Source organism: Blastococcus saxobsidens DD2 (assembly GCF_000284015.1).
GTDB lineage: Bacteria > Actinomycetota > Actinomycetes > Mycobacteriales > Geodermatophilaceae > Blastococcus > Blastococcus saxobsidens_A.
Window position 1 is genome coordinate 2,781,485 of the sequence record NC_016943.1, and the last position, 23,963, is coordinate 2,805,447.

25 protein-coding genes and 1 riboswitch are annotated in these 23,963 nt (G+C 74.2%); of the genes, 16 read left to right on the forward strand and 9 right to left on the reverse strand.

Features of this window, described 5'->3' with window-relative positions; translation table 11 throughout:
- Nucleotides 1–4: 4 nt before the first annotated feature.
- The 3 genes from BLASA_RS13165 to BLASA_RS13175 are packed head-to-tail and all read right to left on the reverse strand — an operon-like array spanning nucleotide 5 to nucleotide 3,607.
- The gene (locus tag BLASA_RS13165; RefSeq protein WP_014376657.1) at nucleotides 5–2,098 is read right to left on the reverse strand and encodes a xanthine dehydrogenase family protein molybdopterin-binding subunit; all 2,094 of its coding nucleotides are present in this window, start codon (nucleotides 2,096–2,098) and stop codon (nucleotides 5–7) included.
- A 1-nt stretch (nucleotide 2,099) separates the two neighbouring features.
- A complete protein-coding gene (locus tag BLASA_RS13170) occupies nucleotides 2,100–3,098 on the reverse strand; it encodes an FAD binding domain-containing protein (RefSeq protein WP_014376658.1) in 999 nt (332 codons plus the stop codon).
- Entirely contained in the window at nucleotides 3,095–3,607 is a 513-nt protein-coding gene (locus BLASA_RS13175; RefSeq protein ID WP_014376659.1) for a 2Fe-2S iron-sulfur cluster-binding protein, read from the reverse strand. The genes BLASA_RS13170 and BLASA_RS13175 overlap by 4 nt, the downstream gene beginning before the upstream one ends.
- A 92-nt stretch (nucleotides 3,608–3,699) precedes the next feature.
- On the opposite strand from BLASA_RS13175, the gene BLASA_RS13180 reads away from it, so the two are divergent.
- From BLASA_RS13180 to BLASA_RS13200, 5 genes are all read left to right on the forward strand, one after another.
- Complete coding sequence (locus BLASA_RS13180) at nucleotides 3,700–4,407, forward strand: DsbA family oxidoreductase (protein ID WP_014376660.1); 708 nt, start codon at nucleotides 3,700–3,702, stop codon at nucleotides 4,405–4,407.
- Nucleotides 4,404–4,901, forward strand: a complete 498-nt coding sequence (locus tag BLASA_RS13185) for an ABC transporter substrate-binding protein (protein WP_014376661.1) — start codon at nucleotides 4,404–4,406, stop codon at nucleotides 4,899–4,901. Before BLASA_RS13180 ends, BLASA_RS13185 begins: the two co-directional genes overlap by 4 nt.
- Nucleotides 4,902–6,014 carry an ABC transporter substrate-binding protein gene (locus tag BLASA_RS13190; protein WP_014376662.1) on the forward strand — a complete coding sequence of 371 codons (1,113 nt, stop codon included), beginning with the start codon at nucleotides 4,902–4,904 and terminating at the stop codon, nucleotides 6,012–6,014.
- A gap of 282 nt (nucleotides 6,015–6,296) precedes the next feature.
- The gene (locus BLASA_RS13195) at nucleotides 6,297–7,019 is read left to right on the forward strand and encodes a DUF4383 domain-containing protein (RefSeq protein WP_051004991.1); all 723 of its coding nucleotides are present in this window, start codon (nucleotides 6,297–6,299) and stop codon (nucleotides 7,017–7,019) included.
- Between the two features lie 143 nt (nucleotides 7,020–7,162).
- Nucleotides 7,163–8,407 (forward strand): MFS transporter, encoded by a 1,245-nt coding sequence (locus tag BLASA_RS13200; RefSeq protein ID WP_231839462.1) that lies wholly within the window; start codon nucleotides 7,163–7,165, stop codon nucleotides 8,405–8,407.
- Between the two features lie 7 nt (nucleotides 8,408–8,414).
- Here the strand turns inward: BLASA_RS13200 and BLASA_RS13205 are convergent, their stop codons facing one another.
- From BLASA_RS13205 to BLASA_RS13215, 3 genes are all read right to left on the reverse strand, one after another.
- Complete coding sequence (locus tag BLASA_RS13205) at nucleotides 8,415–9,032, reverse strand: flavodoxin family protein (protein WP_014376665.1); 618 nt, start codon at nucleotides 9,030–9,032, stop codon at nucleotides 8,415–8,417.
- Between the two features lie 100 nt (nucleotides 9,033–9,132).
- The gene (locus tag BLASA_RS13210; RefSeq protein ID WP_014376666.1) at nucleotides 9,133–9,888 is read right to left on the reverse strand and encodes a maleylpyruvate isomerase family mycothiol-dependent enzyme; all 756 of its coding nucleotides are present in this window, start codon (nucleotides 9,886–9,888) and stop codon (nucleotides 9,133–9,135) included.
- A 16-nt stretch (nucleotides 9,889–9,904) separates the two neighbouring features.
- A complete protein-coding gene (locus BLASA_RS13215; protein ID WP_014376667.1) occupies nucleotides 9,905–10,549 on the reverse strand; it encodes a TetR/AcrR family transcriptional regulator in 645 nt (214 codons plus the stop codon).
- 264 nt (nucleotides 10,550–10,813) lie between these two features.
- A riboswitch (cyclic di-AMP (ydaO/yuaA leader) is annotated at nucleotides 10,814–10,966 on the forward strand.
- Between the two features lie 14 nt (nucleotides 10,967–10,980).
- Here BLASA_RS13215 and BLASA_RS26320 point away from each other — a divergent pair.
- A complete protein-coding gene (locus BLASA_RS26320) occupies nucleotides 10,981–12,270 on the forward strand; it encodes an NlpC/P60 family protein (protein WP_041775760.1) in 1,290 nt (429 codons plus the stop codon).
- A 167-nt stretch (nucleotides 12,271–12,437) separates the two neighbouring features.
- Nucleotides 12,438–13,667 carry an MFS transporter gene (locus BLASA_RS13225; RefSeq protein ID WP_014376669.1) on the forward strand — a complete coding sequence of 410 codons (1,230 nt, stop codon included), beginning with the start codon at nucleotides 12,438–12,440 and terminating at the stop codon, nucleotides 13,665–13,667.
- 15 nt (nucleotides 13,668–13,682) lie between these two features.
- On the opposite strand, the gene BLASA_RS13230 is transcribed toward BLASA_RS13225, so the two are convergent.
- Nucleotides 13,683–14,522, reverse strand: a complete 840-nt coding sequence (locus BLASA_RS13230) for an ABC transporter permease (RefSeq protein WP_014376670.1) — start codon at nucleotides 14,520–14,522, stop codon at nucleotides 13,683–13,685.
- Nucleotides 14,519–15,502, reverse strand: a complete 984-nt coding sequence (locus BLASA_RS13235) for a daunorubicin resistance protein DrrA family ABC transporter ATP-binding protein (protein ID WP_014376671.1) — start codon at nucleotides 15,500–15,502, stop codon at nucleotides 14,519–14,521. The genes BLASA_RS13230 and BLASA_RS13235 overlap by 4 nt, the downstream gene beginning before the upstream one ends.
- A 264-nt stretch (nucleotides 15,503–15,766) precedes the next feature.
- Here BLASA_RS13235 and BLASA_RS13240 point away from each other — a divergent pair, with 264 nt between their 5' ends.
- The 6 genes from BLASA_RS13240 (at nucleotide 15,767) to BLASA_RS13265 (ending at nucleotide 21,228) form a co-directional block, all read left to right on the forward strand.
- The gene (locus tag BLASA_RS13240; protein ID WP_014376673.1) at nucleotides 15,767–16,381 is read left to right on the forward strand and encodes a DUF4178 domain-containing protein; all 615 of its coding nucleotides are present in this window, start codon (nucleotides 15,767–15,769) and stop codon (nucleotides 16,379–16,381) included.
- A 73-nt stretch (nucleotides 16,382–16,454) separates the two neighbouring features.
- The gene (locus BLASA_RS13245; protein WP_014376674.1) at nucleotides 16,455–16,964 is read left to right on the forward strand and encodes a DUF2617 family protein; all 510 of its coding nucleotides are present in this window, start codon (nucleotides 16,455–16,457) and stop codon (nucleotides 16,962–16,964) included.
- On the forward strand, nucleotides 16,961–17,371 hold the full coding sequence (locus BLASA_RS13250; RefSeq protein WP_014376675.1) for a DUF4247 domain-containing protein: 411 nt from the start codon (nucleotides 16,961–16,963) through the stop codon (nucleotides 17,369–17,371). Before BLASA_RS13245 ends, BLASA_RS13250 begins: the two co-directional genes overlap by 4 nt.
- A gap of 47 nt (nucleotides 17,372–17,418) precedes the next feature.
- Nucleotides 17,419–17,883, forward strand: coding sequence for a DUF350 domain-containing protein (locus BLASA_RS13255; RefSeq protein WP_014376676.1), 465 nt, complete (start codon nucleotides 17,419–17,421; stop codon nucleotides 17,881–17,883).
- Nucleotides 17,884–17,888: 5 nt separating this feature from the next.
- Nucleotides 17,889–19,460 carry a polyamine aminopropyltransferase gene (locus tag BLASA_RS13260; protein WP_014376677.1) on the forward strand — a complete coding sequence of 524 codons (1,572 nt, stop codon included), beginning with the start codon at nucleotides 17,889–17,891 and terminating at the stop codon, nucleotides 19,458–19,460.
- A 148-nt stretch (nucleotides 19,461–19,608) separates the two neighbouring features.
- A complete protein-coding gene (locus tag BLASA_RS13265; protein WP_014376678.1) occupies nucleotides 19,609–21,228 on the forward strand; it encodes a peptide chain release factor 3 in 1,620 nt (539 codons plus the stop codon).
- A 5-nt stretch (nucleotides 21,229–21,233) separates the two neighbouring features.
- On the opposite strand, the gene BLASA_RS13270 is transcribed toward BLASA_RS13265, so the two are convergent.
- The gene (locus BLASA_RS13270) at nucleotides 21,234–22,106 is read right to left on the reverse strand and encodes an alpha/beta fold hydrolase (protein ID WP_014376679.1); all 873 of its coding nucleotides are present in this window, start codon (nucleotides 22,104–22,106) and stop codon (nucleotides 21,234–21,236) included.
- 171 nt (nucleotides 22,107–22,277) lie between these two features.
- Between BLASA_RS13270 and BLASA_RS13275 the strand changes: the two genes are divergently transcribed.
- The 3 genes from BLASA_RS13275 (at nucleotide 22,278) to BLASA_RS13285 (ending at nucleotide 23,937) form a co-directional block, all read left to right on the forward strand.
- On the forward strand, nucleotides 22,278–22,673 hold the full coding sequence (locus BLASA_RS13275) for a hypothetical protein (protein WP_197536220.1): 396 nt from the start codon (nucleotides 22,278–22,280) through the stop codon (nucleotides 22,671–22,673).
- Between the two features lie 51 nt (nucleotides 22,674–22,724).
- The gene (locus BLASA_RS13280; RefSeq protein ID WP_014376681.1) at nucleotides 22,725–23,339 is read left to right on the forward strand and encodes an SDR family NAD(P)-dependent oxidoreductase; all 615 of its coding nucleotides are present in this window, start codon (nucleotides 22,725–22,727) and stop codon (nucleotides 23,337–23,339) included.
- 235 nt (nucleotides 23,340–23,574) lie between these two features.
- Nucleotides 23,575–23,937, forward strand: coding sequence for a DUF1330 domain-containing protein (locus tag BLASA_RS13285; protein ID WP_014376682.1), 363 nt, complete (start codon nucleotides 23,575–23,577; stop codon nucleotides 23,935–23,937).
- Nucleotides 23,938–23,963: the final 26 nt, after the last annotated feature.

Here is a 23,963-nt window from a genome sequence, read left to right on the forward strand (position 1 = left end):
GGCATCAGGGCAGGCCGGGCAGGAGCTTGTCCAGCGTCACCGGCAGCTGCCGCACCCGGACACCGGTCGCACGGTGGACGGCGTTGACCACCGCCGCCGCGGTGCCGCAGATGCCGATCTCGCCGATTCCCTTCGCGCCCATGGCGTTGACGTACGGGTCGTGCTCGTCGATCCAGTGGGCCTGCACGTCGCCGACGTCGGCGTTGACCGTGATGTGGTAATCGGCCAGGTCGTGGTTGGCCACCTGGCCGATCCGCGGGTCCCAGACGCTGTTCTCGTGCAGGGCCATCGACAGCCCCATGGTCATGCCGCCGATGAACTGCGACCGCGCGGTCCGGGGGTTGATGATCCGACCGGCGGCGAACACCCCGAGCAGCCGCGGCACCCGGATCTCGCCGGTGTCGGCGTGCACGCGTGCCTCGACGAACTGCGCACCGAAGGCGTACGGGGCGTGGTCCTCGTCCTTGGCGGCCTCGTCGACGTCCCCGGTGATCTCGTCGCCGTCGGACGGCGATGCGCCGAACTTGTCGCGGAAGGCCCGGGCGGCCACGACGAGCGCCGAGCCCCACGTGTTGGTGCCCGACGACCCGCCGGCCACCGAGGCGATCGGGTACTTCGTGTCCCCGATCCGGACGTCCACGTCGGCGACGTCGACCCCGAGGGCGTCGGCGGTGATCTGCGGCAGGATCGTCCACGCGCCGGTGCCGAGGTCCGCGGCTCCGATCTCCGCGACGAACCGGCCGTCCGCGAAGCGGAGCACCGCCGTCGACTGGGCCGCCCGCATGGTCGGGTAGACCGACGCGGCGACGCCGGCGCCCACCAGCCAGTCGCCGTCCCGGTGCCCGCGCGGGCCACGGCCGCCCCAGCCGAACCGCTCCGCGCCCTCCCGCAGGCACTCGACCAGGTGCCGGCTCGACCACGGCTTCCCGGTCTCCGGGTCGACCTCCGGCTCGTTGCGGATGCGCAGCTCGATCGGGTCGATGCCCAGTTCGTCGGCGAGCTCGTCGAGGGCGACCTCGGGCCCGAACATGCCCGGGCACTCCCCCGGCGCGCGCATCCACGACGGCACCGGCACGTCGAGCGCGGCCGCCCGGTGGGTGCTGCGCCGGTTCGGCGCGGCGTACATCATCCGTGTCGGGACGCCGGCCTGCTCCGCGAATTCCTTGATCCGCGACGTCTGCACGACCACGTCGATCGCGATCGCCGAGAGCCGGCCCTCCCGATCGGCGGCCAGTTGCATCCGCTGGATGGTCGGCGACCGGTAGCCGGCCAGGAAGAACATCTGCTGCCGGGTGAGCGCGAGCTTGACCGCCCGACCGGGCAGCGCCCGCGCCGCCATCGTCGCGAGCATGACGTGCGCGTGCGGGGTGCCCTTGGACCCGAAGCCACCGCCCACGTACGGGCAGATGACCTGCACCTGCTCCTGCTCGAGGCCGAAGACCCCGCAGACGGCGGCGCGGTCCGGGTGCACGCCCTGGGTGGAGTCCCAGAGCACCAGCGAGCCGTCGCCGGCGGCGTCCCAGAACGCCGTCGTGGTGTGCGGCTCGAGCGGGTTGTTGTGGTACATCGCCGTGGCGTAGGTCCGCTCGAGGGTGACCTCGGCCGCGGCCATCGCCGCGGCCACGTCGCCCTCGGCGGTGTCGGTCTCGTGACCGCCGTTGACCTTCTCCGGCTCGTACAGGTCCTCGCGCTCGGCCGACAGCGAACTGTCGTGGGACTGCTCGTCGTAGGTGACGCGGACCGAGTCGGAGGCCTCCCGCGCCAGCTCGGAGGTTTCCGCGACCACCACGCCGATGAGCTGCCCGCGGAAGGCGACCTCGTCGGACTGCAGGACGGCGAACTCCCGGTCGGAGGTATCGGCCAGCCGTTCGGCGGTGAACAGGGTCAGTACCAGGAGGACGCCGTCGATCGCCTCGGCCTCGGTCGTGTCCATGGCGGTCACCCGGCCGCGCGCGATTGTAGCCTGCACCGGGTGGGCGTAGGCCGGCAGCTCGACCGCGGTCTCGTAGGCGTAAGGCGCGGTGCCGCGCACCTTCAGCTCGCCGTCGCGGCGGACGAGGCCCTGGCCGATGGCGCGCGGCTCCAGCAGCTCGGTCACGTCAGGCCTCCGGGGTGAGCTGGCGCAGGGTGGCGACGAGGGTGCGGCGGAGCAGCGGGATCTTGAACGCGTTCCCGTCGTCGATGCCCGGCTGGGCGACCGCGTCGGCGAGCTCGGCGTCCGCAGCGGCGCGGTAGGTCTCCTCCGTCGCGGGGCGCCCGACCAGGGCCTCTTCGGCGCGGGTCGCGCGCCACGGCTTGTGCGCGACCCCGCCGGCGGCGATGCGGACGTCGCGCACCACCCCGTCGGCGACGTCGAGCGCGGCCGCCACCGAGACCAGCGCGAAGGCGTAGGACGCCCGGTCGCGCACCTTGCGGTAGGTCGAGCGCGCGGCCACCGGCAGCGGCGGGAGGTCGATCGCGGTGATCAGCTCCCCGTGCTCCAGGACGGTGTCCCGGGAGGGGTCGTCGCCGGGCAGCCGGTGCAGCCGGGCGAACGGGACGGTGCGCTCGCCGTCCGGCCCGAGCACCTGCACCTGCGCGTCGAGCGCGGCCAGTGCCACAGCCATGTCCGACGGGTGGGTGGCGATGCACTGCTCCGAGGCGCCCAGGATGGCGTGGTACCTCGTGTAGCCACCGACTGCCGAGCAGCCGGTGCCGGGCTCGCGCTTGTTGCACGCCGTCGTCACGTCCTGGAAGTAGACGCACCGCGTGCGCTGCAGCGGATTGCCGCCGCTGGTGGCCATGTTGCGCAGCTGGCCGGTGGCGCCGGCCAGCACCGCCTCGGCGAGCACGGGGTAGCGCTCGCGCACCCGCCGGTCGGCGGCGAACTCGCTGTTGGTGACCGCGGCGCCGATCCGCAGGCCGCCGTCCTCCAGATCGGTGACCTCGCGCGAGGTCAGTGTGCGGACGTCGACGACGAGGTCGGGGCGGGCGACGCCGAGCTTCAGGTGGTCGACGAGGTTGGTGCCGCCGCCGAGGAACACCGCCGCCGGCGCGGCGGCGACGGTGCGCACCGCCTCGGCGACGTCGCTCGGCCGGGCGAAGGCGAACGGCTTCACGCGGGTCCTCCCCCGGCCTGCTGCACCGCAGGGACGATGTTCACGTAGGCGGCACAGCGGCAGAGGTTGCCGCTCATCCGCTCGGCGACCTCGTCGTGGCTGAGCTCGGGGTCTGCGCTGAGGTCCGGGCTGGCGTGGCTCGGCCAGCCGCGGGCCACCTCGTCGATCACCCCGACCGCCGAGCAGACCTGCCCGGGAGTGCAGTAGCCGCACTGGAAGGCGTCCCGGTCGAGGAACGCCTGCTGGACCGGGTGCAGCTCGCCGTCGGCGGCGAGGCCGTCGGCGGTGGTGACCGCCGCACCGTCGTGCGCGACCGCCAGGGCCAGGCAGCTCAGCGCCCGCTCGCCGTCCAGCAGGACGGTGCAGGCGCCGCACTGCCCGTGGTCGCACCCCTTCTTGGGGCTGGTGTTGCCCAGTCGCTCGCGCAGCGCGTCGAGCAGCGTCGTCCGGGTGTCCACGCGCAGGGTGTGCTGCGCGCCGTCGACCGTGAGGGTGACCTCGGCGTCCATGGCTCGCGCGGTGCCCGCCGTCCCGCTCGGCAAACGCGATCGGCACCTTCCTCGCGCGCGTGACCGCCGGCGCCCCGGGTAGTGAGGCGGCCATGCCTGTCGACGTCGCCCCCGGGACCGTGACCGTCTACACCGACGTGGTCTGCGCGTGGTCCACCGTGGCGCTGCACCGCTTCTACGCGGCGCGCTCGCGCCTGGGACTCGACGACGACCTGCGGGCGGACCTCCGCCTGTTCCTCCTGGAGGACGTCAACCGCTTCGCCATCCCGCAGCGGATGCTCGATGCGGAGATCCCGATCGTCGGGCAGCTGGAGCCGGGCCTGGGGATGTCGCCGTGGCAGCAGGAGCCCGACGCCTGGCCGGTGACGGCCCTGCCGGCCGACGAGGCGGTGCACGCCGCCAAGCAGCAGTCCCTCGCCGCGGCCGAGGAGCTGGACATGACGTTGCGGCTGGCGTTCTTCCGCGACAACCGGTGCATCAGCATGCTGCACGAGGTGGTGGACGTCGCCCGCGGCTGCGGCCTGGTCGACGCCGACGCCGTCGCGGCGGCGCTCGACGACGGGAGCGCGCGCGGCGCGATGATGGCCGACTACCGGGCGCACCGCGACGACGTCCAGGGCAGCCCGCACTTCTTCCTCACCGACGGCTCGGACGTCCACAACCCCGGCATCGCGATGCACGCCGACGAGGACGGCGGCTACCCCGTCGTCGACTCCGACGACCCGTCCGTCTACGACGACCTCGTCCGGCGGGCGGCCGACGCGGCGGCTTCCCCCGGCACCGGACGCACGGACCGATGACGCTGCTCCAGCGGCTGGCGGGGAGAGCTCGGCGGGAGCCCCGGGGAGCGCTGCGCGTGGTGGACCCGAACCCGCTCAACTGGCTGTACATCACCTACAACACCGTCGAGGAGCCGGTGCGGGTCACCCGGCGCGGGAAGGTCCGCCCGGCGGCGATGAGCTCCTACCGGTGGCGCGGGGACCGGACCCTGGAGATCCGGGTGCGCCCGGACGAGCGGTTCGCCGACGGGACGCGCCTCGACGCCCGCTCGGTGCACCGGGCGTACACCGAACAGGCGCGGTGGCACTCCCCGCACCCACCCGGCACCCACTTCAACATCGACCCGCGCACCCGTGCGGAGGTCGTCGGCGAGCGCACCGTGCGGCTGCATCTCCCCGAGCCCGACGGGTCGGTGCTGGGCAAGCTGCGGGCCACGCACGTCATGAGTGAGCGGTTCTGGCGCGACCTCGGGTTCGGCTACGCCCGCGACGAGACCGGCGAGGGCCACTGGTAGGTGATCGACGCACCGGGGCCGTGGGCCTCCGGACCGTTCACCCTCGTCGAGGGCCGCTCGCTCATCGCCACCGAACCGGTCGTCACCGACGGCGAGGACCGGACCTGGCTGCAGACCGAGGACCGCTCCCCCACCGTGCGGCTGCGCGCCAACCCGCACTACTGGGACCGGGTCCGCGGGCCACGGGTGCGGGAGGTCGAGTTCCGCAACGACCTCGACCGCCCCCGGGCGCTCGACCTCGTGTGCGACACCGTCGGCGAGGTCGACCTCGTCACCGAGGTCCCGCACCGGGAGGCCGAGCGCGTCCGCCGCTCGCGGCACGCCCGGCTGGTGGCCGTGGACGCCGTGCGCGCGTTGGCCGGGGCGATCGACCGCGGCGCCGACGGTCTGCCCCTCGACGACGTCCGAGCCCGGCGGGCGCTCAACCTGGCCGTCGACCGCGCCGCGCTGGTCCGCGACCTGTTCGGCGGGCAGGCCCGACCGCTGGCCGGGCTCACCCCGCCGACCCCGCTCACCGCGCTGCACCGCGCACCCGGCCGGCTGCGGCCGTACCCGCACGACCCGTCCCGCGCGGCGCGGCTGTGGCGGGAGTCGGGCGGTGCCCGGCGACCGCTGAGGCTGGCCGCCATGGCGGAGTGGGAGGCGGTGGCCCACGCCGTCGCCGCCCGGTGGCAGACGGTGCTGGGCCTCGCCGTCGAGGTCCGGGTCCTGCGCAGTTCCGACGAGCAGCGGGAGGCGCGGCGCCGGCAGGCGGCCAAGGAGCCCCGCGACTGGGACGTGCTGCTGCTCGAGCAGGGGTCGCAGTCGGTCGACGTCCCCCCGCTGGAGCTGCACCGCGCGTTCGCCGGCCGGTCCGGTGAGTTCCGCGCCGGGCCGGTCGATCCGGAGTTCGAGCGGCTCTTCGACCACCTGCGGTCCCGGCGGTCCCAGCTGCGGCAGGTGCTGGCGGCCAACCGGCTGGACCGGTACGTGACCGACCAGGCGCTCGCGCTGTTCCTCGTCGCACCGCGGGTGCTCTACGCGGTGAACGAGCGGGTGGACTTCCAGCCGTACGCGACGACGTTCGAGCTGGCCGACACCTCCGTCCGCCGCGGGCACTGGTCGCTGCGGTGACGCCGTTCCGTCCGCACCGGCTGCCACAGGCGTAGTCCCCGCCCGCTGACGCCGGGATGACGGCACCGACCGGGACCACCCCCCGCACCGTCGTCCTTCGGCGACGACGACGTCACCGACGCCGCCGGCATCCGCGCGGACGAACTCCGGGTGCAGGTCCCGCTGCGCCATGCCGGGACACGCATCGGCCGGTCGGGTTTCTCCAGAACCCGTGGCCGTAGCGCATCCGACCAGGCTCCGGAGGAGAAGAATGGTCACTGCCCCACCCACCCGGGAGTCCTCATGGCACGGCGACCGCACCTCCTGCACCGCACGACGCCACGCTCGGCACCGGCCGGCGAGCCACACCTCGGGGCGCGGGTGTTCATCGTCCAACGCGCCGGCGCCGTCCTGGTGGCGGTGTTCCTCCTCGTCTTCGGCATCCTCGGCTTCGCCGGCGGCCTGGACTACTTCTCGACCGACGGCCAGCGCATCCTCGGCCTGTCGTCCAACGGGTTGCTGTCGACGATCTCGGTCATCGTGGCGCTCGTGCTGCTGGCGGCCGCCGCGCGCAGCCCACGAGTCGTGTCGACGGTGATGATCGTCATCGGCTCGCTGTTCCTGGTCTCCGCCCTGGTGAACCTGGCGGTGCTGCGCACCTCCGTCAACCTGCTGGCGTTCGAGTTCGAGAACGTCGTCTTCTCGGTCGTCGTCGGGCTTCTCCTGCTGACCCTCGGCGCCTACGGCCGGATCAGCGGGCACCTGCCGCCGGACAGCCCGTACGCCCGGCCGCGCACGGAGGACGACGAGGACGTCGACCTCACCAGCGAGATGCCCTCCGGGCCGGCCGAGGTCGCCGCGGAGCAGGCGATGCGAGATGCCGAGGTGGCCGTCGTCCAACACGTCGCCACGGAGGACCAGCGCCGCCGGGTCGCGGCCATGGCGGGGTTGCACAGCCGCGCCGAACGCCGCCGCAGGTGGATGTCGTTCGACACGGGCCCCCGAGGCCCGGCCGTCAGGCGGTAGGGCCGTCCCCGCGGTCGGCGTCCCGCCGCTGGGCTCGGGGAGCGACCACGGGCTGGGACCGACAGCGACGACGCGGGAGGACGGAGCTGGCGCCGCTGCACGAGCCGACCCGCCGTCCGGGAATGCGCGGGAGATCGTTGCTCTTGGCCACCATCGTGGCTCCCCCGACCCTTGGCAGGACCCCGGCGTTCTGGATCACGGCGGCCCTGCTCCTGCTGGTCCTCGCCGCCTCGGGCGTTCCGACCCCCCTGTACCGCGTCTACCAGGAGCAGTTCGGCTTCGGTCCCGGGGTGCTGACCGCGGTGTTCGGCATCTACGCCCTGGCCCTCCTGGCCGCGCTGCTGGTCGTCGGTGGCCTGTCCGACCACGTCGGCCGCCGGCCGGTGCTCGTCGGCGGGCTGCTGCTCCAGGCCGTCTCGATGGTCGTCTTCCTCGCCGCCGACGGCGTGGGCTGGCTGCTGGCCGCCCGCGTCCTGCAGGGGCTGTCCATGGGTGCACTCACCGGCACGCTGGGCGCGATGCTGCTGGACACCCAGCGCCGGGGCCGCCCGCTCGGGGCGCTGGTGAACAGCGCCGGCCCCGGCATCGGGCTGTCCCTGGGAGCCGTGGGCGCCGGCCTGGTCGTCGAGTTCGTCGCGTCCCCCACCCGGTGGGTGTTCGCCGTCCTCACCGCCGTCCTCCTGCTCGGAGCCGCCACCGCGGTGGTCCTGCCGGAGACGTCGCCCCGCGCGCCGGGCGCCCTGCGCTCGCTGCGCCCGGCCGTCCGCGTGCCCCGGCCCCAGCGAGCGGCGTTCCTCACCGCCCTGCCGGTGATCGTCGCCGTCTGGGCGCTCGGCGGGCTCTACCTCTCCCTGGGGCCGTCCCTGGTCGCCACCGTCTTCGGCATCGCCGACCACCTGGTCGGCAGCCTGCTCGTCCTGGCCATGCAGGGAATGGCGGCGGCCGGCGCGATCCTGGGCCGCAACCTCGTTCCCGAGCGCGCCATGGTCGCCGGCGCCTCGCTGTTCGCGATCGGGGTCACCGGCACGGCCGCGGCCGTGGTCTCCGTGCAGGTCACCGTCCTGTTCGCCGCCGCCGTCGTGTCGGGGCTCGGCTTCGGGCTGGCCTTCCTGGGCGCTGTCGCCACGGCGAGCGCCGGGGTGGCCCCCGCCGAGCGGGCCGCCCTGCTGTCCAGCGTCTTCGTCGCCGGCTACCTGAGCTTCAGCGTCCCGGCGGTCGTCGCGGGCGTGGCCGCGGGCGCGCTCGGCCTCGAGGCGGTCACCGAGATCTACGCCGCCGTGCTGGTGGTGCTGGCCCTCGGCGCGGTGGCCGGCGTCCGGCTGCGCCGCCGGGCCGCCCAGCGACCCGAGCCCGCGCCCGGCGCGGCACAGGAGTCGCTGGCGGCCTGACGGTCGGTCAGCTGCCCGGGTACGGAGTGGCCCGTAGCGCCCGGGCGAGGTGTGCGGTGTTCGCCGCCAGGGTCGCCGTCGTGGACGCCACCGCCTCGGGGGTCTCGTCCAGGTCCATGTAGTCCGTGCCGCCCATCGCGTGGTCGTTCCAGTAGGTGCCGCCCTGGGACGGGATCGTGAAACCGATGTCGTTCAGCCCCTGGAACAGGTCGGCGACGATCTTGTGCGCACCGTCCTCGTTGCCGACCACGGAGACCACGGCGACCTTGCCGGCGACCAGCGGACGACCGGAGTCGTCGGTCTCCGACAGCTCGCCGTCCAGCCGCTCCAGCACCCGCTGGGCGATGCTGCTCATGTGCCCGACCCAGGTCGGGGTGGAGATGACGAGGATGTCGGCCGCCATCATCTTCTCGCGGATCGCCGGCCACTCGTCGCCCTCGCCCATGTCCACCTCGACGCCCGGCTTCACGTCGTGGTCGGCGACGCGCACGACGTCGCCCGTCACGCCGTGCTTGCCCAGTTCCGCGAGTACCTGACGGGCGATCAGGTCGCTGCTGGACGGCGCCGGTGAGGGCTTGAGGCTGCAGATGAGGGCCAGTGCTCGGAGGGACGCGGTTTCGGTCATGGCAGTGGGGTGCCCCAGCGACCCGCGACTGCACACATGACGATCGGATTGCGCGCCACCGATAGCCCGGCTGCCGTCGTGCGCCTTTCCTGGGACCGCCTCAGAACGGGACCTGCTGGCCCAGCAGGCCCGGCCCGCTTCCCCGACCCGACAGCACCCGGCAGAACTCGACGGCGTCGAGCTGGAGCTGCTCCCCGTCCGAGCCCGACGACCAGTCGCCGCCGGCCGGACCGGTGAGCACCAGGCGGTAGGGCCGGCCGTGCCGCTGGGCCCACTCGGCGACGACGTCGGCGACCAGGACCCCGTCGTGCCCGGACGTGAGCTCCAGGTCGCGCCCGGTCGCACGGGACACGTCGACCCGGTGCATCCAGACGTCGCGGGTCAGCACGACGTCGAGCAGGAAGCCGATCCGCCAGTACTCGCGGACGGGGCCGGTGACCTGCTCCTCGGGCAGCCTCACCCGGCCCACCGCCCGGGACATCCGGCGTCGGCCCCGCAGGGCCCTCGACGCAGTGCTGTCCAGCCGGGCGACGATCGCCGCGCCGTCGAGGTCGGCGTGCGTGCGCACCTGCACGCCGGTCAGCGCGTCGATGCCCCCACCGGCCTTCGCCGCGAGTCGGTTCTGCCGGGCCATCTCCCGGATCGAGGCCGCCATCTCCGCCATACCGAGCACGTGCGCGGCCATCGCCCGCACGTCCCATCCGGGACACTCGGTCGCCCGGCTCCAGTCGGCGGCGTCCAGGTCGCGCAGGGCGGCGAGCATGCGCTCGTACTCGGTGGCGGCGAGCCGGTAGGCGGTGTCCCGATCCAGAGCGGCCGAGCGCGGGCGGGGACGGGCAGGAGCGGGAGCGGTCACGACGGACCTCCTCGGATCAGCGGGCGGACGGATTCCTGCGGTGGTGGTCCAGCCACATCTCCATGACGTCGGGCAGGACGGCGGTGAAGGCGCCGGTCTCGAACGGCTCACCGGGGGCGTTGGACAGCTGCTGGGAGATGACCCCGCCGACCAGCGCCGTCCAGGCGCGGTAGGCACGTTCCAGGTCGACGTCCGGGGCGAGGTGCCCGGCGTCCCGCAGCCGGGCGAGCAGCGCGCGGGACTCCACGTCGAGTTCGACGGCCGGCGCGTACGCCCGCTCCGACGGAGCGAAGCCGGGCACCGGACGCCAGAACATCAGCGCCGACTGGGCGGGGTGCTCGACCGCCCAGCGGACCAGCAGGGTGGTGCCGTTGCGCAGACCGGTGAGCGGGTCCGCGGTCTGGTCGATCGCCCCGGCCGCCCGGAGCGTCTCCAGCAGCGCCCGCCACCCCCGCTCGAAGAGGGCGTCGTACAGGGCGTGCTTGCCGTCGAAGTACCCGTAGAGGGACGGCGGCCGGATGCCCATGCGGCGAGCCACCTCGCCCAGGGTCAGCCCGGCGGCGCCCTGCTCGGCCATCACCTCGAGGGCGACGTCGAGCACCTGCTCGATCGTCTCCTGCCGCCGCCGCCGGCGACGGTCCGGCGGTGCAACCACGCTCACGGCAGCCATCTTCCTACGAGCATTAGGACGTCAACATGGTCATAGGTCCCTGGTCCACCTGCGCCGCGCCAGGCCGTGCCCGGTCATCGGACGACGATCGTCGCGGCGTGTCCGTGACGGAATGTGCACGCACCACCGCGCCGAGGCGAAGGTCGCTGTGAAGTCCTCCGCTTCCCCTGGTGACCCGCGCGATCGACCCCTAGCGTGGGGCCGTCCGGACGGCCCCCCTCCGTCGCTCAACCGGTGACAGCCGCCCGGACGCCGCCGAACCACCCGCCGGCACCGGCCGGCACCAGGACCGGGGACCCAACCGCACCACTGGGGTGAAGCGACCGACGGCCCGCGCGGCCACCGGACGCCGGGCGCCTTCCCGCCCGAACCCGTCAGCTCACCCGGTAGGCGGCCGTGGAAGAAAGGACGACCCGCCGCACATGGCGAGTTCGCACAACCCTGCCCACCGTCGGATTCCCGGCCGTCGGGCACTCGTGGCCCTCGTGGCCGCCGGCGGCGTCGGCCTGACGCCGTTCCCCGCCGCCGCCGACCCGCAGCGGCCGAGCACCTCCCAGGAAGCCGCGCAGCTCATCGCTGCCAAGGCGCACGACCTGGAGGTCCTCACCGAACGGTTCAACGAGATCCGCGAAGGACTGAAGGCGGCCCAGGAGTCCGCCGACCGCGCCGCGGCGGAGCTCGCCGCCGCCGAGGCCGACCTCGCGGAGGCGCAGGACCGGGTCCGCACGGTCGCCCGCAGCGCCTGGACCGGGAGCGGGCTCGGCACGCTGGAGGCCATGCTGACCAGCGAGTCGGCCACCGACCTGATGGACCGGGTCGGCATGCTGGGCACGATCGCCGATCACAACAACGGCGTGCTGGGCGAGGCGGAGGCGGCCGGTGAGGACGCCGACCAGGCCCAGGCCTCGGCCGAGCAGGCCGCGGCGGAGGCGCAGGAGCAGGTCGACCGCGTGACCGCCGAGCGCGCGCGGCTCGACCAGCAGATCGCCGTGTACCAGGCCCAGTACGCCCGGCTCAGCGCCGAGGAGCAGCGGGCCTCCCGGGCGGCCGCCGAGCGGCACGCGATCCAGCAGGCGGCGGAGGCGGCGGAGGCCGCGGAGGCCGCGGAGGCCGCGGAGGCCGCGGAGGCCGCAGCGGCCGCACCGGCCCAGGAGCCGCGAGCCCAGCAGCCGCGGGTCCAGCAGCCGCGGGCCCAGGAGGCCCCCGGCGCCGCTGCACCCGCGCCGGCCCCGGTCGCCGCGGCACCCGCCCCCGCTCCCGCGGCACCCGCCCCCGCTCCCGCAGCACCCGCCCCCGCTCCCGCAGCACCCGCCCCCGCTCCGGCAGCACCGGTGCCGGCCCCGGCCGGCGGTGGCAGCTCGGCCGCCGGCGTGGCGGTCGACACCGCGCTGGCCCAGGTGGGCGACCCGTACGTCTGGGCGGCCGCCGGGCCGAACGCCTTCGACTGCTCGGGGCTGACCCAGTTCGCCTACGCGGCGGCCGGGATCAGCCTGCCGCACTCCAGCCGGATGCAGTCGCAGATGGGCACCCCGGTGTCCCGCTCGGCCCTCCAGCCCGGCGACCTGCTGTTCTTCTACAGCCCGGTCAGCCACGTGGGCATGTACATCGGCAACGGGCAGATGGTGCACGCCTCGACGTCCGGCGTCCCGGTGAAGGTGGCCCCGATCGACTCGATGGGCAGCTTCGCCAGCGCCCGGCGGATGGCCGGCTGACAGCCCCGGGAGCATCGCAGCGAGGAACGAGCGAGGAGCGGACCGGGGCGCGGAAGCCGGCCAACTCCATGGCCTGACCGCCTGATCGGCTGGGCGTACGGGGCGGCGCGACCGCCGCCCCGTACGCCGGCGCGCCGCGTCTGCGCGGCGTGCGAGCATGGTCCCTCGTGCGGGTCGGGACACGGGGAGACCTTCCCCGCGAGGTCAAGGTCCTGGCGGTCATCGCCTTCGTCGTCGCCCTCGGCTTCGGCATCGTCGCCCCGGCGATCCCGCTGTTCGCACGGTCCTTCGGAGTGGGCACCACCGCCGTCGGGCTGGCGGTCAGCGCCTTCGCGTTCTTCCGCTTCGTCTCCGCGTTCAGCGGCGGCACGCTGGTCGAGCGGTTCGGCGAACGGCTGGTGCTCGCCTCGGGGCTGGTGATCGTCGCCGTCGCGACCGGAGCCGCCGGGCTGGCCGGGTCCTTCCCGCTCTTCCTGGGCCTGCGCGCGGCCGGCGGCATCGGCAGCGCCATGTTCACCGTGGCGGCGCTGTCGCTGCTGCTCCGGGTGGCGCCGCCGTCGCACCGCGGGCGGGCCGCCGCCACCTGGCAGGGCGGCTTCATCCTGGGCGGCATCGCCGGCCCCGCCTTCGGTGGTCTGCTGGCCGAGCTCTCACCCCGGCTGCCGTTCTTCCTGTACGCCGGGTTCCTGCTGGTGGCCGGCGGCGTCGGGATGCTGCTGCTCCGGTCCGCCGAGCCGGACCCGGCCGAACCTCCGGCGGCCGACACGGCCGGCCCCGACCTCGGCCCGGGCCCGATGGCGCTCACCACCGCCTTCCGTTCCCGCGCCTACCTCGCCGCCCTGCTGGCGAACTTCGGCGTGGGCTGGGTGCTGTTCGGCGTCCGCAACTCCCTGGTGCCGCTCTACGTGACCGAGGAGCTGGGCCGGACGGTCGCCTGGGCCGGCGCCGGCCTGCTCGCCGGATCGGCCGCCCAGGCCCTCGGGCTGCTGCGGTCGGGCCGGTTCGTCGACGGCTGGGGGCGGCGTCCCTCGCTGATCCTGGGCGCCGTGCTGGGCACCGCGGCGATGGCGATCCTCGTCGGCCCCCCGGCGATCGTGCCCTTCCTCGGCTCCATGGCCGTCTTCGGCCTCGCCGCATCCCTGCTCGCCAGCGCCCCCGCTGCGCTGGTCGGCGACATCAGCGCCGGCCGCGGCGGACGGGTCGTCGCGGTCTTCCAGATGTCAGCCGATCTCGGCGCGATCGCCGGGCCGCTGGTCGCCGGCTGGCTCACCGACGTGGCGTCCTTCCAGGTCGCCTTCGCCGCGAGCACCGCGGTGCTCGCGGCGGGCCTCGTCGGGGGCCTGTTCATCCCGCGCGAGGCGCCCCGCCCGGCGCCGGTCGCCGCGTCCCGCGTCTGAACCGCCGGCCTGACCTCAGCGGCTCCGGTACAGCCGGGTGGTCAGTGGCAGGAACACCAGGGCGAGCGCCGCCGCGACCGCCAGGGAGACCAGGATGGCCGTGAGGTCGGGCTCGCCGGCCATCAGCGACCGGGACGCCGTCGCCAGGATCGAGATGGGATTGACCTCGACGAATGCGGCCAGCGGACCGGGCAGGGTCGCCGGCGGCACGAAGACGTTCGACAGGAACGTCAGCGGGAAGATGCCCATGAAGCCGGCGTTCATCACCGCGTTCGGGGTGCGCAGGAGCAGCCCGAGGACCGAGAACACCCACGACAGCCCGAACGAGAACACGACCACCAGCGCCAGGGCCGACACCGCGCCCGGAAATCCCCCGTCCGGCCGGAACCCGAGGAGCACACCGAGCACGATTATCACCGTGCCGGCCAGGACGTAGCGCACGCTGTCCCCCAGCAGGGCGCCGAGCAGGGGCGCGGGCCGCCAGATCGGCAGGGAACGGAACCGGTCGACCACCCCCTTGGTCACGTCGGTGTTGAGCGCGACCCCCGAGTAGACGGTGGTGAACAGCACCGACATCACCAGGATGCCCGGCAGCAGGTAGTCCAGGTACGCGCTGGTGGAGCCGGCGATGGCACCCCCGAACAAGTACGTGAACATCAGCACGAACATCACCGGCGTCACGGTCACGTCCAGGAGCTGCTCCGGCACGTGCTTCACCTTGAGCATCCCGCGCCAGCCGAAGGTCAGGGCCGCCGACAGCGCTCCCGGCCGGGGTGGCCGCGCCGTCGACGCGATCGCCCGGCGGACGGCGGCGGTGTCGGCCGCATCGGTGGCGGCGGTGGGGGCGGCACTCATGACGGCTGCTCCTCGAGGGTCGGTGCGGGCGGTTCCTCGGCCGCGTGGCCGGTCAGCGCCAGGAAGACCTCGTCCAGGCTGGGCCGGCCGAGGGAGAAGTCGGCGATGCCGATCCCGGCGCGGGCGAGCTCCGCGATCCCGAGCGCGGCCTGGGCGGAGTCGGAGCACTGCGCCGAGAGCCCCGCCGGGTCGGGTTCGAGCACCACGGCGCCGACGGCCTGCTCCAGCACGGCCGCGGCCCCCGGGCGCTCGGCCGGGTCGAGCAGGCGCACGCGCAGGGCACCGGTGCCGACCGAGGCCTTCAGCTGACCCGGTGTGCCCTCCGCGATCACCTGTCCGCGGTCGATGACGGCGATGCCGTCGGCCAGCTGGTCGGCCTCCTCCAGGTACTGCGTGCAGAGCAGGATCGTCGTCCCCTCGGCCACCAGCGCGCGGGCGATCTCCCAGACCTGGTTGCGCGAGCGCGGGTCCAGGCCCGTGGTCGGCTCGTCCAGGAACATCAGCCGTGGGGTGACCACCAGGCTGGCCGCGATGTCGAGACGCCGTCGCATGCCACCGGAGTAGTGCTTGACCAGCTTTCCCCCCGCGGCGGCGATCCCGAAGGCGTCGAGCAGCTCGTCGGCCCGCGCGCGGGCCGCGGCCCGGCGCAGGCCCAGCAGCCGGCCGAGCAGGACCAGGTTCTCGCAGCCGGTGAGCTCCTCGTCGACCGAGGCCAGCTGCCCGGTGAGGCTCACCTGGTCACGGACGGCGTCGGCGTCGGCGACGACGTCGTGCCCGAGGATGCGGGCGCTGCCCGAGTCCGGCGCGATGAGGGTGGCCAGCATGCGGATCGTGGTGGTCTTGCCGGCGCCGTTGGGCCCGAGGACCCCGTAGATCACGCCGGACGGGACGGCGAGGTCGATGCCGGCGACGGCGGTGGTGGTCCCGAAGGACTTCGTCAGGGCGGTCGCCTCGATGGCCAGCGGTGACTGCAGCGTCATGGGTACCTCGCCCGGGATCGTCCGTGTCCGTCTCCTCTCCGACCGACCGTCCTCCCCGAAGTCATCGGTGGCGAGCGTTTATCTCCGGCGGTGCCGGACAGCCGGTTGCGCGGTCGGCCGGCACCCCGGCCCAGGGGCGGCCCGGCTCGGCTGCCCGGTGGCGGGCGTGGGGTGTCCCGGCCGGGTTCACGAGCGTGATCACCACGAGGCCGGCGCACGGTACGTTCGAGACGGCCCGCACGCCCATCGCAAGGAGGCCACCCGATGTCCGACGTGCTCCTCGTCCTCCTGATCGTCGTCCTCGTGGCCCTGGCGGTCCTGGCCACGGTCATCCTCGTCCTCCGCCGCCGGAACCTGGCGAAGGCCGCCGGGCCGCGCCGCCGGGTCGACCCCCTGGCCGACGAGCCCGACGTCTACGACCCGCACCAGATCGGCGTGGGCGACGTGATCACCTACGCCGGGATCGACCACGTCGTCCGCGGCACGATCGTGCTGGAGGAGGGCGGGATGACCTGGCGCGAGCACCTGCTCGACGGGTCGACCGGCCGCCGCTGGCTCACGGTCGAGGACGACGAGGGCGATCTCGAGATGACGTTGTGGATGCGCCGGGAGGGCACCGACCTCACGCCCGACGGCGATGTGATCCTCGACGACCGGGTGCACCGGCAGATCGAGCGCGGGCGGGCCGCCTACACCGCCGAGGGCACCACGGGCACCCCGCCCAGCGGGACCGTGGACTACGCCGACTACGCCACCGCGGACAAGACCGGTCTGCTGGCCTTCGAGCGCTGGGCGGCCACCCAGTCGTGGGAGGTCTCGACCGGCCGCGCGGTCAGCCGGGGTGAGCTCACCGTCTACCACCGGACGCCGGACCAGTGAGCGAGCTCGCGAGCTCACCGATGGGCAGGGCAGCCCTGCGAACGCAGCCGACGAGCGCCAGCGAGGAGGCCGCGTGAGCCTCCACCTGCTCGCCATCGAGCCGCGGGACGTGTCGGCCGCCGCGCTGGGCCTGCTGCTCGACCGGTCGGCGCCGGCGACGCTGGCGGAGCTGCGGCTGGTCGACGGCCGCGGCGGATCCGTCACCCTCGGGGTGCTCGGCGCCTCGCACGTGGTCACCGCCGCCGTCCCCGGCGCCCGGCTCACCGAGGAGGTCTCCTGCGACGCCGTCGGCGCCGGCGGCGACCCGCTCCCCCGGAGCACCCGGTCGGGCGGTTACGAGCTCACCTCGGCGGTGACCGCCACCGGTCGCGCCGAACTGGACGCGACGGCCGACCGGCTCCGGGCCCTCGCCGACACCGACGCCGCGTGGCTGTGCGGCGCCTTCCCCGGCTCGGTCGGCGCACTCACCGCCATGACCGCCCAGCCCCTCACCGCAGGCGGCTGGGCCTGGCAGACCTGGCACCTCTACCCCGCCGGGAACACCGGCGAGGTCGTCACCACACGAAGCAGGTGGACGCCATGAGATCTCTGCACCGGGTGCTGGCCGTCCTGCTGGCCACCGCCGTCCTCGTCGCCGGCTGCGGCAGCGGGACCCGCGTCCGCGACTTCCTGGACGACACCTACGAACGGACCGAGATCCTCGACGACACCTCGGTCTACTCCTCGCCCGAACCGGTGGGCACCACCACCGCCGCGATCGTCGAGGCCGTCCCGCCCGCCGAGCGGCAGGCCGACGGCGGCAACGAGTACCTGCGCTACAGCGACGACATCGTCATCGTGAGCGCGGCCGCCGGCGGCGGCAGCACCGTGCGGGTCGAGGACCTCGACGGCCGCTACCGCGGGGGCTTCTTCGCCTTCCTCGGGCCGGGCTTCCGGCCCGGCTCCCCCGTCGGCACCGGCGGCAGCGGCGGCCCCGGCTTCGGCAAGTGACCGCCACGCACTCCCCTTCCGTCCCCCATCCCAGGAGAGAACCCGACATGAGCACCACGTGGCAGGCGCTGGAGTTCGGCACCGTCGACAGCGACCTGCTGGTCCAGGGGGCCGTGGGGACGCTGCTCTTCTTCGTCATCGGGGTGGGCGTGCTGGCCCTCGGGTTCCTCGCGCTGGACCTCATCACCCCGGGCAACCTGCGGACGCAGGTCTACCTCGACCACAACCCGAACGCGGCGATCCTGCTGGCCGCCAACCACCTCGCACTGGCGATCATCGTGGTGACGGCGATCATGACCAGCGCGGACGGCCTCGGCCAGGGGCTGGTGGACACGGCGTTCTACGGCCTGATCGGTGTGCTGCTGCAGGCCCTGGCCCTGCGGGTGCTGGACGCGGTCATCCCGGCCGACCTGCGCTCGCTGGTGAACGAGCCGCGGATGCGCGGATCGGCCTGGGCCATCGGCGCCAGCCTGGTGGCCATCGGCGCGGTCAACGCCGCCGCCCTGTCCTGACGCCCGTGACCGCGCCCGCGCCCGAGGTCACCGCGCCGGGAGCCGGGCGGACGGCGGTCCGCTCGCGCCCGCTGCTGCTGGCCGCGGTCGCCGTCTGCGCGGCGTGCGGGCTGATCTACGAGCTGGTGCTGCTCACCCTGTCGGCCAGCCTGGTCGGTGGCGGGATCACTCAGACCTCGCTGATCGTCGCCGGGTTCGTCGCCGCACTCGGCGTGGGTGCGTTGCTGGTCAAGCCGTTCCTCGCCTCCGCCGCCGTCACGTTCGTCGCGGTGGAGATCCTGCTGGGCGTGGCCGGGGGCCTGAGTGCCGTCACCCTCTACGTGTCGTTCTCCTTCTACGGCACGAGCAGCGCCGTCCTGCTCGTCGCGACGGCGGTGCTCGGCATCCTCGTCGGTGCCGAGGTGCCACTGCTGATGACGCTGCTCCAGACCGGTCGCACCGGCATCGACGCCGAGGGCAGTGGCAAGCTGCTCGCCGATCTCAACGCCGCCGACTACGCCGGCGCCCTGCTCGGCGGCCTGGCCTGGCCGTTCATTCTCCTGCCGCTGGCCGGCCAGGTCCGCGGCGCCGCCCTCACCGGCCTGGTCAACCTGCTGGCCGCGGCCGTGGTGGCCGGGCTGCTGCTGCGCCGCCAGATGGGCACCCGCGCCCGCCGCACGGCCACCGCCGCCCTCCTGGTGGCGGCGGCCGGGCTGGCGGTGCTGCTCGTCCGCGCCCAGGACATCGAGACGACGGCCCGCCAGCGGCTCTACGCCGACCCGGTGGTCGCCGCCGGGCGCTCGGACTACCAGGAGATCGTGCTGACCGAGCGGTCCGGCGACCTCCGGCTCTACCTCGACGGCGACCTGCAGTTCTCCAGCGTCGACGAGCACCGGTACACCGAGGCGCTGGTGCACCCGGCGCTGGCCCGCGACCCGGAACGCGTGCTGATCCTCGGTGGTGGGGACGGGCTCGCCGCCCGCGAGGTGCTGCGCCACCCGAGCGTCCGCGAGGTGGTGCAGGTCGAGCTCGACCCCCAGGTCATCGCGCTGGCGCGCACCCGGCTGGCCGCCCTCAACGACTCCGCGTTCGACGACCCCCGGGTCGAGGTGGTCCAGGACGACGCCTTCCGCTGGCTGCGGTCCCCCGCCGCGACCGGCTTCGACGCGGTGATCGTGGACATGCCCGACCCGGACACCCCGGTGCTGGGCCGGCTGTACTCGACCGAGATCTACGGCCTCGTCTCGGCGGCACTGGCCCCGGACGGGCTGGTGACCGTGCAGGCCGGGAGCCCGTACTCGACACCCACCGCGTTCTGGCGGACCGTCTCCACGCTGGATGCCGCGGGGCTGGCGGCCACGCCGTACCACGTGCACGTGCCGAGCTTCGGCGACTGGGGATTCGCCGTCGCCCAGCGCGGGCCGCGGCCGCCGGACCTCGCGCTGTCGCCCGCCGCCCCGGCGACCCGGTTCCTCGACGAGGCGGTGCTGGACGCCGCCGGGGTGTTCCCGGCCGACCGGCCCCGGCAGCGGCTGGCACCGTCGACGCTGGACCGGCCGCTGATCGTCGAGGACATGCGCGGCGGCTACACCGGCTGACGCCTGTAGCGTTGGGCCGGACGCCGACGCCACGCCCGGCGCGGACGGCCGGACAGGCCCGCCCGCTGGTGCCCCCCGGCGTCCCCCGCACCACCCGCGCCGCCGCCCCGCGCCGGCCGCGGCGCCCCGCACCACGAGGAGACCATCGGTGACTGCCGCCCACCCCGCCGGCGACGCGGACCGCGCCGCCCGATCGGCCGTCGCCGAGGCCGCCCGGCGCCGCACCTTCGCCGTCATCAGCCACCCCGATGCCGGGAAGTCCACGCTCACCGAGGCGCTGGCGCTGCACGCGCGGGTCATCGGCCAGGCCGGTGCGGTGCACGGCAAGGCCGGCCGCCGCGGGACGGTGTCGGACTGGATGGACATGGAGAAGGCCCGCGGCATCTCCATCACCTCGGCCGCGCTGCAGTTCGAGTACCGTGACGCCGTCATCAACCTGCTCGACACCCCGGGGCACGCCGACTTCTCCGAGGACACCTACCGGGTGCTGACCGCGGTCGACGCCGCGGTGATGCTGGTCGACGCCGCCAAGGGCCTCGAGACCCAGACCATGAAGCTCTTCGCCGTCTGCAAGCACCGCGGCATCCCGATCGTCACGGTGATCAACAAGTGGGACCGTCCGGGCAAGAACGCCCTCGAGCTCATGGACGAGATCAGCGAGCGCACCAGCCTCACCCCGACCCCGCTGACCTGGCCGGTCGGTATCGCCGGGGACTTCCGCGGGGTGCTCGACCGCTCCGACGGCAGCTACCGCCGGTTCACCCGGACCGCCGGCGGCGCCACGATCGCGCCCGAGGAGGCCCTGTCCCCCGAGGCCGCCGTCGCCCGCGAGGGAGACGCCTGGCAGCAGGCCGTCGAGGAGGTCGACCTCCTGGCCGCCACCGGCGCCGACCACGAGCAGTCGCTGTTCCTCGACGGGGTCACCACGCCGGTGCTGTTCGCCTCCGCGGTGTCCAACTTCGGGGTGGGCGCCCTGCTGGACACCCTGGTCGACCTCGCCCCGGCACCGACCGGCCGACCGGACGCCGAGGGCTCGGTACGCGACCTGGGCGAGCCGTTCAGCGCCTTCGTCTTCAAGGTCCAGTCGGGCATGGACGCCGCCCACCGGGACCGGCTGGCCTACATCCGCATCTGCACCGGCGTCTTCGAACGCGGCATGGTCGTCACGCACGGCCGGACCAAGCGCCCGTTCACCACCAAGTACGCCCAGCACGTGTTCGGTCGCGAGCGGGAGAGCGTCGACCTCGCCTACCCCGGCGACGTCGTCGGGCTGGTCAACGCCTCCGCACTGGGGGTGGGCGACAGCCTCTACGCCGACCGGCCGGTCGACTACCCTCCGCTCACCACCTTCGCGCCCGAGCACTTCGCCGTCGTCCGGAGCCGGGAGACCGCCAAGCACAAGCAGTTCCGCAAGGGCATCGAGCAGCTGGACTCCGAGGGCGTGGTGCAGGTGCTCCGCTCGGACCGGCGGGGCGACGGCGCCCCGGTCCTCGCCGTCGTCGGGCCGATGCAGTTCGAGGTCGCCACCCACCGCATGGAGCACGAGTTCAACGCCCCGGTGGCCCTCGACCGGCTGCCGTACAGCCTGGCCATGCGGACCGACGAGGCGTCGCTGCCGTTGATCGCCTCCTCGGGCGGGGTCGAGGTCGTGCAGCGGGCCGACGGCGAGCTGCTGGCGCTCTTCTCCGACAAGTGGGCGCTGCGGATGCTGCAGCAGCGGCACTCCGGGATCACCCTGGAACCACTGGTGGCCGCCCAGCTGGCCTGAGCGGGTCAGCCCAGGAGCGTCGCGTAGATCTCCTCCGCGTGGTCGAACACCAGGAAGTGCCCTTCCCCGGCGACCCAGTGCCCCTCGCAGTTCGGGAGCATCGCGCTGAGCAGCTGCCCCAGGACGAGGGGGACCTGCCAGTCCTGCGCGCCGTGCCAGATGTGCACCCGCTGCTCGATCGTCGACAGCGGGAACCCCCACGGCCGGAACAGCAGCGCGCGGTCCTCGGCGAGCGGGGCGGTTCCGTTCCGCAGCCCCTCGGTGAAGGTGTCGGCCAGGATCCGCCGGACGGCCGGGCGGCCGATCACCCGCCGGTCGGCCGCGTTCAGCCGCAGCTGCAGGTAGCGCGGGATCGACGCCGGACGCAGCCCGAGCGGCGCGAACGCCGGGCGCAGCACCGCCGTCAGCTGCGCCGGCCGGTGTGCCGCCCTCCGCACCCGCTGGGGCACCCACCGCGGCCAGGGCCACGGGACGTCGGGCGGCGGCGCCCCGCCGAGGATGCCGACGGCACGCACCCGGTTCCCGAAGACGTGCGCGCAGGCCAGGGCGTACGCCGCGCCGCCGGAGAGGCTCAGCGTGGCGAACCGCTCGACGCCGCGGTGGTCGAGCAGCTGCCGGACGTCGTCGGGCCAGTCCATGACCCGGCGGCCGGGCTGCGGATCGGAGCGGCCGAAGCCGGGCCGGTCGGGGACGACCAGTCGCACCCCCCACCGCCGGTAGTCCTCGACGTCCTGGACGTGCCGTTCGAGCCGAGAGCTCGGTGAACCGTGGCAGCCGAGCACCGGCTGCCCCTCGGGATCGCCGTACTCGGCGTACGCCAGGGTTCGGCCGTCGGCCAGTCGGATCTCGCTCTCCTGGAACGGCACGCTCGCACGCATGCGGCCTCCCCTACCCGGGGCGGCCGGTCTCATCCGGCGGCCCGAGGCCCGTGGTGGAAGTGTCCACGGACCCTCGGCGGGTAGGGGCCACGAATGCATACCACCAGACGTCCATCGGCCGTCGCCGTGATCGGGCGCGGCGTTCTCGCCGGATTCGGCGGAACCGTCGTGATGACGGCCTTCCAGAAGTTCGTCGAGATGCCGCTCACCCAGCGGAGCGAGAGCTACGCACCGGCCGATTTCGCCCAGCGGGTCACCCCCGTCGATCCGGAGACCCCGCAGGGTCGGAGGCGGCTGAACTACGCGACCCACTTCTCCCTGGGCATGATGTGGGGCACCGCCTACGGCATCGCTGCCCTGAAGGGCCTCCGAGGGCAGAAAGCCGTGAACACGGTTTTCGCCACCGTGTACACCGGGGACGTCCTGCTCAACACCGCACTCGGGCTGTACCACCCCACGCAGTGGTCGGCGCGCGACTGGGCGATCGACGTGGCCGACAAGTACGTCCAGGCGCAGGGCACCGGGCTCGTCTTCGACCGGCTGCTCGACCCGGCGGCACGGCGCTGACCGCACGCTCCGGGGACGAACGATCGGACGATCACATGGCGGACACCGGAGGTGGACGGCCGGCGGGTGGCGGTCGTCACCGGCGCCAGCAGCGGGCTGGGTCGCGCGGTGGCGCTCCGGCTGGCCCGGGACGGCTTCCGCGTCGCGCTCCTCGCGCGTGCTGCCGGCGACCTCGCGGACGTCCAGCGGGAAGTGGCGCGCGACGGAGGGACGGCGCGGAGCCGGCCGGTGGATCTCGCCGACGCGGTGGCGGCCCAGGCCGCCATCGACGAGGTCGTCGGGGCCTGGGGACGGGTGGACGTCCTGGTCAACGCCGCCGGCACCGACGTCCCCGGCACCGTCGAGCAGACGACGGTCGCGGACTGGGACCGGGTCCTCGCCGTGAACCTGCGCGCACTTTTCGTGCTGAGCAAGGCGGTGTTCGCGCACCTGCGCGACGCGGGTGGCGGCACGATCATCAACGTGTCCTCGCTGGCCGGACTCCGCGGGTGGGCCGAGGCGGCGGCCTACTGCTCCTCGAAGTTCGCCCTGACCGGCTCCACCCAGTCCCTCGCCGCCGAGGGCCGCCCGCACGGCATCCGGGCCTGCGTGCTGTATCCCGGGGCGATGGCGACGTCGTGGGGCACCTGGGACCCGGCGGAGCGCCGGACGACCGAGCCGCAGTGACCCGAGCGCGAGGTACTCCGACCCGAGCAGGTCGCCGACCTCGTCGCCTGGATCGTCGCCGCGCCGGGCAACCTGGTGCTCCCCCAGGTCACGGTGACGCCACTGCACGAGCAGGGCTGGCCATGAGCCGGTGAGGTCCGGCAGGCCGCCGACCTGTCGACATGCCGCCGGACCGACGAGTCGGCACCGCGGTGCGCGCGTCCGGCGGCCGGTGCCGGTTGCTAGCTTCGCCGGCATGGCCATCGATCCCCGCGGCACGGACCTCAAGCGCTATCTGCAGGAGGACCCCGGCGGCCCCGTCGTGATGCTCAACCTGCTGCGCTACGCCGAGGGCGGCCGGGAGCTGTACGCCCGGTACGCCGAGGCGCTGGACACGACGTTCCTGCCCCGGTACGGCGGCGAGGTGCTCTACGCCGGCGACGGCTCCACCGCGCTGGTGGCCGAGGACGGGCAGGCGTGGGACACGGTGCTGCTCGTCCGCTACCCCTCGCGGGAGGCCTTCAGCAGGATGGTCGCCGATCCGGAGTACCAGCAGGTGACCGAGTTGCGCACCCGGGCGCTCAGCGAGGCCGTCCTGCAGGCCACCACCGCCTGGTAGCGCACGCCGCGCCCGGGGGAAGGGCG

Excerpts from the sequence above, each read along its gene's own strand:
- BLASA_RS13175 (WP_014376659.1), bottom strand. The coding sequence starts at position 3,607 with ATGGACGCCGAGGTCACCCTCACGGTCGACGGCGCGCAGCACACCCTG.
- BLASA_RS13180 (WP_014376660.1), top strand. The coding sequence starts at position 3,700 with ATGCCTGTCGACGTCGCCCCCGGGACCGTGACCGTCTACACCGACGTG.
- BLASA_RS13185 (WP_014376661.1), top strand. The coding sequence starts at position 4,404 with ATGACGCTGCTCCAGCGGCTGGCGGGGAGAGCTCGGCGGGAGCCCCGG.
- BLASA_RS13195 (WP_051004991.1), top strand. The coding sequence starts at position 6,297 with ATGGCACGGCGACCGCACCTCCTGCACCGCACGACGCCACGCTCGGCA.
- BLASA_RS13205 (WP_014376665.1), bottom strand. The coding sequence starts at position 9,032 with ATGACCGAAACCGCGTCCCTCCGAGCACTGGCCCTCATCTGCAGCCTC.
- BLASA_RS26320 (WP_041775760.1), top strand. The coding sequence starts at position 10,981 with ATGGCGAGTTCGCACAACCCTGCCCACCGTCGGATTCCCGGCCGTCGG.
- BLASA_RS13230 (WP_014376670.1), bottom strand. The coding sequence starts at position 14,522 with ATGAGTGCCGCCCCCACCGCCGCCACCGATGCGGCCGACACCGCCGCC.
- BLASA_RS13235 (WP_014376671.1), bottom strand. The coding sequence starts at position 15,502 with ATGACGCTGCAGTCACCGCTGGCCATCGAGGCGACCGCCCTGACGAAG.
- BLASA_RS13240 (WP_014376673.1), top strand. The coding sequence starts at position 15,767 with ATGTCCGACGTGCTCCTCGTCCTCCTGATCGTCGTCCTCGTGGCCCTG.
- BLASA_RS13250 (WP_014376675.1), top strand. The coding sequence starts at position 16,961 with ATGAGATCTCTGCACCGGGTGCTGGCCGTCCTGCTGGCCACCGCCGTC.
- BLASA_RS13255 (WP_014376676.1), top strand. The coding sequence starts at position 17,419 with ATGAGCACCACGTGGCAGGCGCTGGAGTTCGGCACCGTCGACAGCGAC.
- BLASA_RS13270 (WP_014376679.1), bottom strand. The coding sequence starts at position 22,106 with ATGCGTGCGAGCGTGCCGTTCCAGGAGAGCGAGATCCGACTGGCCGAC.
- BLASA_RS13275 (WP_197536220.1), top strand. The coding sequence starts at position 22,278 with ATGACGGCCTTCCAGAAGTTCGTCGAGATGCCGCTCACCCAGCGGAGC.
- BLASA_RS13285 (WP_014376682.1), top strand. The coding sequence starts at position 23,575 with ATGGCCATCGATCCCCGCGGCACGGACCTCAAGCGCTATCTGCAGGAG.